Below are 12,850 nucleotides of genomic sequence, written 5' to 3' on the forward strand. Positions count from 1 at the left end.
CAGTACCTAACGAAGACGGTAATAAGCATGAATCTTCACGAGTATCAGGGTAAGCAGCTGTTCGCTGAATACGGCCTGCCAGTATCCAAGGGTTACGCAGTAGACACCCCGGAAGCAGCAGCAGAAGCTTGCGACAAAATCGGCGGCACCGAGTGGGTTGTCAAAGCCCAGGTCCACGCTGGTGGTCGCGGTAAAGCGGGCGGCGTTAAGCTGGTTCGCAGCAAAGAAGACGCCAAAGCCTTCGCTCAGCAGTGGCTGGGCAAGCGTCTGGTGACTTACCAGACTGATGCCAATGGCCAGCCAGTCACCAAGATCCTGGTTGAATCGTGCACTGATATCGCTAAAGAGCTGTACCTGGGCGCTGTCGTTGACCGTTCGAGCCGTCGCATCGTGTTCATGGCCTCCACCGAAGGTGGCGTGGACATTGAGAAGATCGCTGAAGAAACCCCAGAAAAAATTCTGAAAGCCACTATCGATCCACTGGTTGGCGCTCAGCCATTCCAGGGTCGCGAGCTGGCATTCCAGTTGGGTCTGGAAGGCAAGCAAGTTGCCCAGTTCGCCAAGATCTTCGTAGGTCTGGCCAAACTGTTCCAGGATCACGATCTGGCCCTGCTGGAAGTGAACCCGCTGGTGATCAAGGCTGACGGCGATCTGCATTGCCTCGATGCCAAGATCAACATCGACGCCAACGCCATGTACCGTCAGCCTAAGCTGAAGACTTTCCACGATCCGTCGCAAGACGATCCGCGCGAAGCGCACGCTGCCAAGTTCGAACTGAACTACGTAGCCCTGGAAGGTAACATCGGTTGCATGGTCAACGGTGCTGGCCTGGCCATGGGTACCATGGACATCGTCAACCTGCATGGCGGCAAACCAGCCAACTTCCTCGACGTAGGCGGCGGTGCCACCAAAGAACGCGTTACCGAAGCGTTCAAGATCATCCTGTCCGACTCCAACGTCGCTGCAGTACTGGTCAACATCTTCGGCGGCATCGTTCGTTGCGACATGATTGCCGAAGGCATCATCGGTGCAGTGAAAGAAGTCGGCGTTAAAATCCCGGTTGTTGTGCGCCTTGAAGGTAACAACGCTGAACTGGGCGCTAAAGTACTGGCAGAAAGCGGTTTGAACATCATCGCTGCTACCAGCCTGACCGACGCTGCTCAACAAGTTGTCAAAGCTGCGGAGGGCAAATAATGAGCGTCCTGATCAATAAAGACACCAAGGTTATCTGCCAGGGTATTACCGGTTCCCAAGGTAGTTTCCACACCCAGCAAGCCATCGAATACGGCACCAAGATGGTGGGTGGCGTTACTCCTGGTAAAGGCGGCACCGAGCACCTGGGCCTGCCAGTGTTCAACACCGTGAAAGATGCTGTAGCTGCCACTGGCGCCACCGCCAGCGTGATCTACGTTCCAGCTCCTTTCTGCAAGGACTCCATCCTGGAAGCAGCATTCGGCGGCATCAAGCTGATCGTTTGCATCACCGAAGGCATTCCTACCCTGGACATGCTGGACGCTAAAGTTAAGTGCGACGAGCTGGGCGTAGTCCTGATCGGCCCTAACTGCCCAGGCGTGATCACTCCAGGCGAATGCAAGATCGGCATCATGCCAGGTCACATTCACTTGCCAGGTAAAGTCGGTATCGTTTCCCGTTCCGGCACCCTGACCTACGAAGCTGTCAAGCAGACTACTGACGCCGGTTTCGGTCAGTCGACTTGCGTCGGCATCGGCGGTGACCCGATCCCAGGCTCGAACTTCATCGACATCCTGAAGCTGTTCCAGGAAGACCCGAAGACCGAAGCGATCGTAATGATCGGTGAGATCGGCGGTTCGGCTGAAGAAGAAGCGGCTGCCTACATCAAGGCACACGTGACCAAGCCGGTTGTTTCCTACATCGCTGGTGTGACTGCCCCTGCTGGCAAGCGCATGGGCCATGCTGGCGCAATCATCTCTGGCGGCAAGGGTACTGCAGACGAGAAGTTTGCTGCCCTGGAAGACGCAGGCGTTAAAACCGTGCGTTCGCTGGCAGACATCGGCAAGGCTTTGTCCGAGCTGACCGGTTGGGCTGTCAAGTAAGCCTCGCGCTTAACTGACGCTTCACCCCACAAAGGCCACCTTCGGGTGGCCTTTGTGCATTCTGAAGGTTGGTGGAGATCAACATGTGGGAGCGGGCTTGCTCGCGAAAGCGGTGTGTCAGTCAGCTCATGAGTGGCTGATACACCGCTTTCGCGAGCAAGCCCGCTCCCACATTCGATCGTATTTCAAAATTTAGATATAAAAACGCGACATAAAAATGTCGCTTATCGGACAGTTCGCCCCGCAACAGTGCGTTTGACCCGCAAATTCGTTAGGCTAGCCGCCTCTTTATGCGTGTGCCTCCCAAAAGGAAGCCTCGCGCCAGACCGGTCGGTCCCCATCCGGACCGGCAGTATTTCCCTCATCCATAGGGAAGCCCTCTCTAAATTCCGATTCAGTAGTGTGGTATTTCCTCAAATGAAAGTGTTGAAAAGCCAGGACATCCTGGCGTTGGGCTTTATGACTTTTGCCCTGTTCGTGGGCGCCGGCAACATCATCTTCCCGCCAATCGTCGGTTTGCAGTCCGGGCCTCATGTCTGGATGGCGGCGCTGGGCTTCCTGATCACCGCGGTCGGTTTGCCGGTGATCACCGTGGTCGCCCTGGCCAAGGTCGGTGGTGGCATGGACGCGTTGAGCAGTCCGATCGGCAAGATCGCCGGTGGCTTGCTGGCAGCGGCGGCCTACCTGGCTGTCGGCCCGTTGTTCGCCACCCCGCGAACCGCCACCGTTTCCTTTGAAGTGGGCCTGGCGCCGCTGACCGGTGAAAGCCCGCTGGCGCTGTTCCTCTACAGCTCGGTGTACTTCCTGTTGGTGTTCTTCATCTCCCTGTACCCGGGCCGTCTGCTGGATACGGTTGGTCGTTTCCTGGCACCGTTGAAGATCATCGCCCTGGCCGTATTGGGCATTGCTGCCTTTGCCTTGCCGGCCGGCGATGTGGGTGTTGCCACCCCTGAGTACGTGGCCGCACCGTTCTCCCAGGGCTTTATCAATGGTTACCTGACCATGGATACCCTCGGCGCGCTGGTATTCGGCATTGTGATCGTCAACGCGATCCGCTCCCGTGGCGTCGAGTCGCCGAAGCTGATCACCCGCTACGCGATCATCGCCGGGCTGATTGCCGGTGTGGGCCTGGCGCTGGTGTACATCAGCCTGTTCCGCCTCGGTTCGGGCAGCCACGAAGTGGCGGCCGGTGCCGCCAACGGCGCCGCCGTGCTGCACGCCTACGTCCAGCACACCTTCGGCTCCCTGGGCAGCGGCTTCCTCGCCGTGCTGATTTCCCTGGCGTGCCTGGTAACCGCGGTGGGCCTGACCTGCGCCTGCGCCGAGTACTTCAGCCGCGTACTGCCGCTGTCCTATAAGACCCTGGTGGTGATCCTGGCGGTATTCTCGCTGTTTGTGTCCAACCTGGGCCTGACCAAGCTGATCGCGTTCTCGATCCCGGTGCTGACCGCCATCTACCCGCCGTGCATCGTGCTGGTGGCCCTGAGCTTCTGTAAGGACTTCTGGCAGGAGCAGGGCCGGATCGTTGGCCCGGTGATGCTGGTGTCGTTCATCTTCGGTTGCATTGACGCGCTGAAGGGCGCGGGCCTGGCTGACTGGATGCCATCGCAACTGGCTCACCTGCCGCTGAGCGAGCAGGGCCTGGCGTGGCTGGTGCCTTCGGTGATGACGCTGGTGGTTGCGGTGGTGATTGACCGCCTGCTGGGCAAACGCAGTGAAGCGATGGCTTAAACGTTTAGCCACTAACTTGTGCCGAGGTTTAGTTCGAAGTTTCGAGCTGCCCGGCCGGGTTAAAAGCACCGGACAAAGTAAAGCCCGCTATTAAGCGGGCTTTCTTTTGCAACATGACTTTTCAAGTCACAGTGTTCAAGTCGTCAGACTCAAGAACCGGTTGCAGGTGTTGCTTCTTTCGCTGCAGCTTCGTTCGATTCAGCCTGAGCTTTGGCAGCATCGGCGTTTTCTTTCGCAGCGTCGTTCACTTTATCCTGTGCTTTCGCCATGTCTTTTTGAGCTTGCTCAGAGTGGGCTGCGGCGTCTTGGGCTTTGTCTTCGGATTTTTTGTCGCAGGCAGCGAGGCCGAGGGCAGCAGCCAGCATCATGGAAATAGCTAAAGTCTTGCGCATGGGGTGTTTCTCCTTATTGAAGATATCTACTGGCCTTTCGAGCCTATGCCCAACGCTTAGTTCCTTAAATCTCACAGATATATAAGGCTTTTCCCTAGGGAACTTTCAGCAAGGTTGTCTACTCCGCCGGCTCCACACTAATAAGAGTCTTTAACGAATGACCGAAAATCCTCTTTTATCCCGTGCCACGCGCTTTGTTTCAGCCTTGCGCCACTGCCAGGTGCTGGGCATCCAGGTGCACGCCGCCAGTGAGGACGGCATGACGCTGGTGCTGCCCTATGCTCCGCATATCGTCGGTGACCCGCAGACCGGCGTGATCCACGGCGGCGCCATCACATCCTTGATGGACACCGCCTGTGGCATGGCTACCTTGTGCGTACTACCGGAGTTCGAGGTTTGCCCGACCCTGGACCTGCGCATCGACTACATGCACCCGGCCGAGCCCCATAAACCGGTATTCGGCTTTGCCCAGTGCTACCGGGTGACCACCGACGTGATCTTCACCCGCGGCTTCGCCTACCAGGACGATCCGCAGCAACCGATTGCCCACGTGGTGGGTACGTTCATGCGCATGGGCAAGCGCCTCAAGGGCAGCCAGGGCCTGGGCAATGCAATCAAGGGAGAACAGGCATGAAACATCAGTTCAAAACCCGTCTGCAGCAAGCCCACGAACGGGGCAACTATGAGGCGCTGCTCAACCTGATTCCCTACGCCAGGCTGATCGGTATCGAATGCACGCGCCTGGGGGATGAATTGCTGTTCCGCATGCCGGCCAACAAGGACAACATTGGTAACCCGATATTGCCGGCGATCCACGGCGGGGTGATCGCGGGCTTCATGGAGCTGTCCGCAGCCTTGCATTTGCTGGTTTTCACCGGTGCGCCTGGTGTTCCCAAGATCATCGATTTCTCCCTGGATTACCTGCGCGCCGGCCAGTTTCGCGACACCTACGCCAAATGCCAGGTGTGGCGCCAGGGCCGACGGGTGGCCAATGTGGCGATTACCGCCTGGCAAAGCACCCCGGCCGAACCGATTGCCACCGCCCGCGCGCATTTCAAGATTGAGGAACCGGCCCGCCCTTGAAATCCTGGTCTTAGCCCCCAACTTTGATGACAACCCGCCGCCAACCCTCAAGGGCGCGGCCACTGCCATCCAATTGGAGTTTGATGACCATGAGTGTGGAAACTCAAAAGGAAACCCTGGGCTTCCAGACCGAGGTGAAGCAACTGCTGCACCTCATGATCCATTCGCTGTATTCCAACAAGGAAATTTTCCTTCGCGAATTGATCTCGAACGCCTCTGACGCTGTCGACAAATTACGTTTCGAAGCCCTGTCCAAGCCTGAGTTGCTGGAAGGTGGCGCGGAACTGAAAATCCGTGTGAGCTTCGACAAGGACGCGAAAACCGTCACCCTCGAAGACAACGGTATCGGCATGAGCCGTGACGATGCGATCACCCACCTGGGGACCATCGCCAAATCCGGCACCGCTGATTTCATGAAGAACCTGTCGGGCGACCAGAAGAAAGATTCGCACCTGATCGGCCAGTTCGGCGTGGGCTTCTACTCGGCCTTCATCGTTGCCGACAAGGTTGAAGTATTCAGCCGCCGTGCCGGCCTTGCCGCCAGCGAAGGCGTGCACTGGTCTTCCAAGGGCGAGGGCGAATTTGAAATCGCCACTGTCGACAAGGCTGATCGTGGTACCCGCATCGTCCTGCACCTGAAGTCCGGTGAAGACGAGTTCGCCGATGGCTGGCGTCTGCGCAATATCATCAAGAAGTACTCCGACCACATCGCGTTGCCGATCGAGTTGCCGAAAGAACAAGCGGCGGCCGAAGGCGAAGAAGCCCCAGCCCAGGAATGGGAAGTGGTCAACCGCGCCAGCGCCCTGTGGACCCGTCCTCGTACCGAAGTCAAGGACGAGGAATACCAGGAGTTCTACAAGCACATTGCCCACGATTACGAAAACCCGCTGAGCTGGAGCCACAACAAGGTCGAAGGCAAGCTGGAATACAGCTCGCTGCTCTACGTACCGGCCCGTGCTCCGTTCGACCTGTACCAGCGTGAAGCGCCGAAAGGCCTGAAGCTGTATGTGCAGCGCGTATTCGTGATGGACCAGGCGGAATCGTTCCTGCCGTTGTACCTGCGCTTTATCAAGGGTGTGGTTGACTCCAACGACCTGTCGCTGAACGTGTCGCGGGAAATCCTGCAGAAAGACCCGATCATCGACTCGATGAAGTCGGCGCTGACCAAGCGTGTCCTCGACATGCTGGAAAAGCTGGCGAAAAACGAGCCTGAGCAATACAAGGGCTTCTGGAAAAACTTCGGCCAGGTCATGAAAGAAGGCCCGGCAGAAGATTTCGCCAACAAGGAAAAAATCGCCGGCCTGCTGCGTTTCGCATCGACCAACGGTGACGACGGCGAGCAGAACGTTTCCCTGGCTGAATACCTGGCGCGCGCCAAGGAAGGTCAGGACAAGATCTACTACCTGACCGGTGAAACCTACGCTCAGGTCAAGAACAGCCCGCACCTGGAAGTCTTCCGCAAGAAAGGCATCGAAGTGCTGCTGCTGACCGACCGCATCGACGAGTGGCTGATGAGCTACCTCAGCGACTTCGACGGCAAGAGCTTTGTTGACGTCGCCCGCGGCGACCTGGACCTGGGCAACCTGGATTCCGAAGAAGACAAGAAAGCCGCTGAAGAAGTGGCCAAGTCCAAAGAGGGTCTGGTTGAGCGAATCAAGACCGCCTTGGGCGATGCCGTCAGCGAAGTGCGGGTTTCCCACCGTCTGACCGATTCCCCGGCGATCCTGGCCATCGGCGAGCAGGACCTGGGCATGCAGATGCGTCAGATCCTGGAAGCCAGCGGTCAGAAGGTTCCGGATTCCAAGCCGATCTTCGAATTCAACCCGGCTCACCCGCTGATCGAGAAACTCGACGGCGAGCAGAGCGAAGAGCGGTTTGGCGACCTGTCGCATATCCTCTTCGACCAGGCAGCCCTGGCTGCCGGCGACAGCCTGAAAGACCCGGCCGCTTATGTGCGCCGACTGAACAAGCTGTTGGTTGAACTGTCGGTTTAACACCGTTGTAGAAAAACCCGCTTCGGCGGGTTTTTTCGTTCTGGAGCCTTTCACCTGGAGTAAATGATGAGCCAAATCACCGTGCGTTCCGTGGTCTATCAGATTGATGGCCAGTCTTATGAAAGCCGCCTGGCATTTGATGCCAGTCATAAGGGCCCGCTGCCAGGGTTGTTGATGGCGCCGAACTGGATGGGTGTCAGTGCCGGCGCTGAAGAGATCGCCAAGAGCGTGGCCAGCAAGGGCTACGTGGTGCTGCTTGCCGACCTGTACGGGCAAACCGTCCGCCCTTCGAACGGCGATGAAGCGGGTGCGGCGATGATGCCGTTGAAGAATGACCGGCCGCTGTTGAACAAGCGCATGCAGGTCGCGCTTGATCACCTGAAAACCCAGACTGAAGCGGCGGTGGATACCTCGAAGCTGGCGACCTTTGGTTTCTGCTTCGGTGGTTGCTGCTCCCTGGAGCTGGCACGTACAGGTGCAACGTTGAAAGCTGCCGTTTCGTTCCACGGCAGCCTCGACACGCCGAACCCGGCCGATGCAAAAAACATCAAGGGTTCCGTGCTGGTGTTGCACGGTGCTTCCGACCCGTTGGTGCCGAAGGAGCAACTGCCGGCGTTTGAAGACGAAATGAACGCCGCCGGTGTGGATTGGCAATTGCTGAGCTACGGCGGTGCGGTGCACTCGTTTACCGACCCGCACGCGAATGTGCCGGGCAAGATGATGTATGACGCGAAGACCGCTGCGCGGGCCTTTCAGTCGATGCATAACTTGCTGGATGAAGTGTTCAAGGGCTGATAGTTCGGTTGCCTGAGCTGGCCCCTTCGCGAGCAAGCCCGCTCCCACATTTTAACCGTGTAAATCCTGAAGGAACGCGGTCGAAATGTGGGAGCGGGCTTGCTCGCGAAGGCTGTTTCACAGGTAATAAAGCGCTTAAGCCTTGCCTCCAGGCAACTCGATCCGCTCACTTTCCCCCGGCACTGTCGGCCAATCCCCAGCCGCCCAACGCTGCCGAGCCTGCTCGATCAACGCCGGATCACTCGCGACAAAATTCCAGTTAATCCGCCGTGGCCCATCCAGCGCCGCGCCGCCGAACACCACCAGGTGGCAATCAGTCTCGGCAAACAGCCCCATGCTTGCGCCTGCCGGCAACACCACCAGGCTATGCACCTCCAGCGCTTCGCCATCCAACTGCGCCTCACCCTCCAGCACATACACCGCCCGTTCTTCATGCTCATCCGGGATCAGCAGGGTGGTAGCCGTCTGCATCCGCACCTCGGCATACAAGGTGTGCGACAACACCGGCACCGGCGATTCGAGGCAAAAGCCATTGCCGGCAATCAGGCGAATCTGCACGCCGAGGTTATCGCTCACCGGCAAGCTGGCGGCCGGATGATGGCTGTAATGCCCAGGCCCTTGTTCATGTTCCTTGGGGGAGGCCAGCCACACTTGCAACCCGTGCAGGCTGAAACCACTGGCCTTCAACGCCTCGGGGCTGCGTTCAACGTGGGCAATGGCACTGCCGGCTGTCATCCAGCTGACGTCCCCGGCCTTGACCACCTGATCGGAGCCGAGGCTGTCCTTGTGCAGGAGTTCGCCTTCAAACAGGTAGGTCAGGGTAGAGAGGCCGATGTGCGGGTGTTGGCGAATGTTCATGCCGGTACCCGGGGCATAACGGGTTTGCAGCATATGGTCGAAAAACACGAAAGGCCCGACGCTGCGGCATTGCCTGGAGGGCAGTGGGCGCAGGATCGGTTGGCCTTCCACATCTTCGGCGCGCGGGCGAATCACGGTCACGGTGGTCATGGTGCTTCCCAGTCTGAGCGGGTCTGATGGTACTGAGCATAACCCGCTCGACGGGAGGTTGCCGCTACTGGCTGAAGGCGCCTTCGGAGAGCCGGGTCTCAATGGTAACTTCGGCCGTGGTCATCAGCTTGTGCACCGGGCAGCGATCCGCCACGCGGTGCAGCTCGTCGCGCTGCTCGTCAGTGAGTACGCCCTTGAGGGTCAGTTTGACGTTGAGCTTGTATTTGCCCTTTTGCTCTTCGGTGCTGTCATGGGTGACTTCCACGGTCACGCCGGTCAGCGGTATGTCTTTTTTCTGCGCATAGAGCTTGACGGTCAGGGCCTTGCAGGACGCCAGTGCGGCGTCGAAGTAATCGTGGGGGGAGGGCGCCGAATCGTCGCCGCCCAGGCTCTTGGGCAGGTCGGTAAACAGCTCGTGGTTATTGATATTGACGCTGTGGCGGAAGTTTTCGGCGTTCAGCGTGTTCACGGTAACAGGCATGGCAAACCTCACAGGGTGGCAGGAAGAAGCTCATGCAGTTATAGAGCATGCTGGCACGTTGGTGTTCCCCGTTGTTTACCGCTGAACCCGCAGGCGCGGTCCGAGGTCTACCGGCATTAGCCCTTGTTTGAGATACCCCCGTGCGCCGGACCCGCCTGAGTATTGCCCTGTTGCTGACCGCCGCAAGCCTTGCGGTGCAGGCTCGCGACTATGCCTACAGCGATGCACACCTGCATTACGTCGATTTCTTCCAGGAGTCGGCGGGCATGGATAAATTACTCAAGGCCATGGCCGATAATCGCATCGAGCACGTGATGATTTCCGGCATACCGGTGGCCAAGAAATGGCATGAGGACGAACCCAAGCGGCCGCGCTATTACGCCGGGGACGACGCCGACGCCTATTGGTACAGCGCCACCGACGTGTTCGTCGCCGATGCGGTCAATAAACTGAGCCCGGAGCAACGTCAGCGCTTTCATCCGTTCCTCAGTGGTTTCAATCCCAACGATAAAAATGCCGCATCCCATATCCAGCGCATGCTCGATCTCAATCCTGGGCTCTGGCAAGGCATCGGCGAAGTCTTCACCCGTCACGACGACCTGACCGCGCTGACCTCCGGCGACACTCCAAGGGCCAACAACGAGGCGATGACCCGCATCTATCACCTGGCCGCGGAGAATGATCTGCCGGTGATGGTGCATTCCAACATCACCTCCAAGCGTGAGAAAAATCCGTTGTACCTGGCGGAAATGGAAGAGCCGCTGCGTAATCACCCGCACACCCGGTTTATCTGGGCCCATGCGGGCAGCAGCATGGAGATCCATCGGCACCAGACGCAGATGGATTTTTTGCTGCCGACCCTGGCGCGCATGCTGGAGGCTTACCCCAACCTTTACGTCGACCTGTCCTGGAGCGTGCTCACGCCTTACTTGCTGGATGAGGCGGGAAAGGCACGCCCTGAGTGGGTAAAGCTGGTGGAGCGCTTCCCGGACCGCTTCATGCTTGGCTCAGACGTGGTAGGACGCTTCAACAAGCTCGGTAAGGAAATGCGCAGCTTTGACCCGTTCCTCGATGCGTTGCCTGAGGATGTGGCCAGAAAGGTCGCACGGGACAATTTCCTGGCGATTCTGCCCAAGCCCAGGTGATGGGTTTAGCTGAATCGCTACAGGCGGGGCGGGGCGATCATAAGGCGTTTTGATATCGCGTTTTCGTCTTAGGCAAAAGTCTCAACTCGCCGATACCTTTCAAGAGCCCGCTGCAGGTGGATGCAGCGCTTTTGGAAGGATTCCGAGCATGAATATCAGAAGTCTGAATATCGCCCCTCGCGCCGGCCTGGGGTTTGGTTTGCTGGCGCTGATGGTGTTTGCCCTGGGCGGGTTCGCCTTGTTGCAGATGGGCAATATGCGCCAGCAGTCTGACCAGGTGGAAAACAACTGGCTGCCCAGCGTGATGGCGGTCGGCGAGATGAATCAGGACCTGCTGCGGGTGCGGGCCCTGACGCTGCGGCTGCTGCTTAACCGCGACCCGCAGGCGATCACGCAAAATGAGCAGAAAATCACCGAGCTGAAAAGCGGCCTGCACAAGGCTCAGTCCCTCTATGAAGGCTTGATCGTGCTGCCTGAAGAGCGGGTGCTGTTCGATCGCTTTAAAACCGAGGAAGAGCGTTACCTGCAGCGCCAGGAACAGGTGATGGCGTTTTCCCGGGCGAATCAGTTGGAAGACGCGATCAAGGTGGTCAACGGCGAGATGAACCAGTTGGCCGACGAACTGGCCGGCACCCTGCGTGAGCTGGTGACGTTGAACAAGGTCAGTGCCAATCAGGCGGCGAGCCTGGCGCAAAGTGTGTTCACGCAATCGCGCAGTTGGGTGGTTGGCATGATTGCCGTGACGGCGCTGATCACCATCGGCCTGGCATTGTTGCTGACCCGCAGTATTGTGCTGCCGTTATCCCAGTCTTTGAAAGTCGCCCAGGGTGTGGCCAGTGGCGATCTGACCGGGGTGATTACTGTCAGCGGCCAGGATGAGCCGGCGCGTTTGCAGCAGGCGCTGAAAAGCATGCAGGAGAGCCTGCGGGAAACCATTCGGCGTATTTCCGATTCGTCCAGCCAGTTGGCGTCGGCTTCCGAAGAGCTTAGTTGCGTGACCGAAGATGCCACCCGTGGGTTGCATCAGCAGAGTCAGGAAATCGAGCAGGCGGCTACTGCGGTGAACCAAATGACGGCGGCGGTGGAGGAGGTGGCGAGCAATGCGGTGGCCACTTCACAGGCGTCCCGTGAGTCGGACCGTATTGCCCAGCATGGTCGCGAGCAGGTGCATCAGACGGTGTTGTCGATTGAGTCCCTGGCGGATGATGTGACGGCCAATGCGACTCAGGTGGAGGACCTGGCGCAGAAGGTGTATGGCATCAGTAAGGTGCTGGATGTGATTCGTTCGATTGCCGAGCAGACCAATTTGCTGGCGCTGAATGCCGCCATCGAAGCGGCGCGAGCCGGGGATGCCGGGCGTGGGTTTGCGGTGGTGGCGGATGAGGTGCGTGCCTTGGCCCATCGTACGCAGCAGTCGACCCAGGAAATCGAGCAGATGATCAGTGGGATTCAGCAGGGGACTGATCAGGCTGTCAGCTCCATGCAGCAGAGCAATACTCGGGCGCGGTCAACGTTGGATATCGCCAAGTCGGCGGGGACGGCGCTGGAGGAGATTGCTTCGGCGTTTACCCTGATCAACGAGCGCAACCTGGTGATTGCCAGTGCCTCGGAAGAACAGGCGGCGGTGGCGCGGGAGGTGGATCGCAATTTGATGAATATTCGCGATTTGGCACAGCAGACGTCGGCGGGGGCGAACCAGACCAGTGCGGCGAGCCAGGAGTTGTCGCGGTTGGCGGTGGATCTCAACACGATGGTGGCTCGGTTTTCGGTTTAGGTTGTTGGGGGGGGGGGCATATCCGTTGCTGCGGTCACGGCGGCTTATGGTTTCGCTCTTACAGCGAGTCACTTTGCAAAAAAGCGGCAAAGTAACCAAAGCGCTCTGCCCCGCCTGTCGGCGGGGCGCCTAAGATCAAAAGCAAGAGCACGGCGGCCTGGAAGCCGACCTGAGTGTTAGAAGCAAAAGCAGAACCGCTTTTCTGTGGGAGCGGGCTTGCTCGCGAAAAACCTGAGAGCGCCGCGTTCATTCAGAATGCCCGCGTCATCGTTAACGACCTTCGCGAGCAAGCCCGCTCCCACATTTGGACCGTGCCCGCTTTAGCTTTTGATTTTGCTTTTAAACACTCAAGCCTGAGCGAGGTGCCGAGTG

General features: G+C 58.6%; 13 protein-coding genes. 10 read left to right on the plus strand and 3 right to left on the minus strand.

The window, feature by feature from the left end:
• Window positions 1-27: 27 nt before the first annotated feature.
• From sucC to brnQ, 3 genes are all read left to right on the plus strand, one after another.
• Entirely contained in the window at window positions 28-1,194 is a 1,167-nt protein-coding gene (sucC, locus tag HX815_RS02015; RefSeq protein ID WP_003210567.1) for an ADP-forming succinate--CoA ligase subunit beta, read from the plus strand.
• Window positions 1,194-2,075, plus strand: a complete 882-nt coding sequence (gene sucD, locus HX815_RS02020; protein WP_003210566.1) for a succinate--CoA ligase subunit alpha — start codon at window positions 1,194-1,196, stop codon at window positions 2,073-2,075. The genes sucC and sucD overlap by 1 nt, the downstream gene beginning before the upstream one ends.
• A gap of 417 nt (window positions 2,076-2,492) precedes the next feature.
• Window positions 2,493-3,806: a branched-chain amino acid transport system II carrier protein gene (gene brnQ, locus HX815_RS02025; RefSeq protein ID WP_003210565.1), complete on the plus strand. Its 1,314-nt coding sequence runs from the start codon at window positions 2,493-2,495 to the stop codon at window positions 3,804-3,806.
• 149 nt (window positions 3,807-3,955) lie between these two features.
• Here brnQ and HX815_RS02030 read toward each other — a convergent pair whose 3' ends face one another.
• Window positions 3,956-4,198: a hypothetical protein gene (locus tag HX815_RS02030; RefSeq protein WP_003210564.1), complete on the minus strand. Its 243-nt coding sequence runs from the start codon at window positions 4,196-4,198 to the stop codon at window positions 3,956-3,958.
• Window positions 4,199-4,355: 157 nt separating this feature from the next.
• On the opposite strand from HX815_RS02030, the gene HX815_RS02035 reads away from it, so the two are divergent.
• The 4 genes from HX815_RS02035 (at window position 4,356) to HX815_RS02050 (ending at window position 8,070) form a co-directional block, all read left to right on the plus strand.
• Complete coding sequence (locus HX815_RS02035) at window positions 4,356-4,832, plus strand: PaaI family thioesterase (protein WP_003210563.1); 477 nt, start codon at window positions 4,356-4,358, stop codon at window positions 4,830-4,832.
• Window positions 4,829-5,281 carry a PaaI family thioesterase gene (locus HX815_RS02040; RefSeq protein WP_008434008.1) on the plus strand — a complete coding sequence of 151 codons (453 nt, stop codon included), beginning with the start codon at window positions 4,829-4,831 and terminating at the stop codon, window positions 5,279-5,281. The genes HX815_RS02035 and HX815_RS02040 overlap by 4 nt, the downstream gene beginning before the upstream one ends.
• 89 nt (window positions 5,282-5,370) lie before the next feature.
• On the plus strand, window positions 5,371-7,275 hold the full coding sequence (htpG, locus tag HX815_RS02045) for a molecular chaperone HtpG (protein WP_003210561.1): 1,905 nt from the start codon (window positions 5,371-5,373) through the stop codon (window positions 7,273-7,275).
• 66 nt (window positions 7,276-7,341) lie between these two features.
• A complete protein-coding gene (locus tag HX815_RS02050) occupies window positions 7,342-8,070 on the plus strand; it encodes a dienelactone hydrolase family protein (RefSeq protein ID WP_087694452.1) in 729 nt (242 codons plus the stop codon).
• A gap of 135 nt (window positions 8,071-8,205) precedes the next feature.
• Here HX815_RS02050 and HX815_RS02055 read toward each other — a convergent pair whose 3' ends face one another.
• Both HX815_RS02055 and HX815_RS02060 read right to left on the minus strand, forming a co-directional pair.
• Entirely contained in the window at window positions 8,206-9,078 is an 873-nt protein-coding gene (locus HX815_RS02055) for a pirin family protein (protein WP_008434014.1), read from the minus strand.
• Window positions 9,079-9,142: 64 nt separating this feature from the next.
• Window positions 9,143-9,559, minus strand: a complete 417-nt coding sequence (locus tag HX815_RS02060; RefSeq protein ID WP_003210558.1) for an OsmC family protein — start codon at window positions 9,557-9,559, stop codon at window positions 9,143-9,145.
• 140 nt (window positions 9,560-9,699) lie between these two features.
• Here HX815_RS02060 and HX815_RS02065 point away from each other — a divergent pair, with 140 nt between their 5' ends.
• The 3 genes from HX815_RS02065 to HX815_RS31500 form a co-directional block, all read left to right on the plus strand.
• Window positions 9,700-10,704, plus strand: a complete 1,005-nt coding sequence (locus tag HX815_RS02065) for an amidohydrolase family protein (RefSeq protein ID WP_008434016.1) — start codon at window positions 9,700-9,702, stop codon at window positions 10,702-10,704.
• Window positions 10,705-10,852: 148 nt separating this feature from the next.
• Window positions 10,853-12,478, plus strand: coding sequence for a methyl-accepting chemotaxis protein (locus HX815_RS02070; RefSeq protein WP_003210555.1), 1,626 nt, complete (start codon window positions 10,853-10,855; stop codon window positions 12,476-12,478).
• 173 nt (window positions 12,479-12,651) lie between these two features.
• Window positions 12,652-12,850: hypothetical protein (locus tag HX815_RS31500; RefSeq protein WP_218168877.1), on the plus strand; the 199-nt coding region annotated here is incomplete at its 3' end.

It is taken from the genome of Pseudomonas sp. E6002 (assembly GCF_013385565.1).
Taxonomy (GTDB): domain Bacteria; phylum Pseudomonadota; class Gammaproteobacteria; order Pseudomonadales; family Pseudomonadaceae; genus Aquipseudomonas.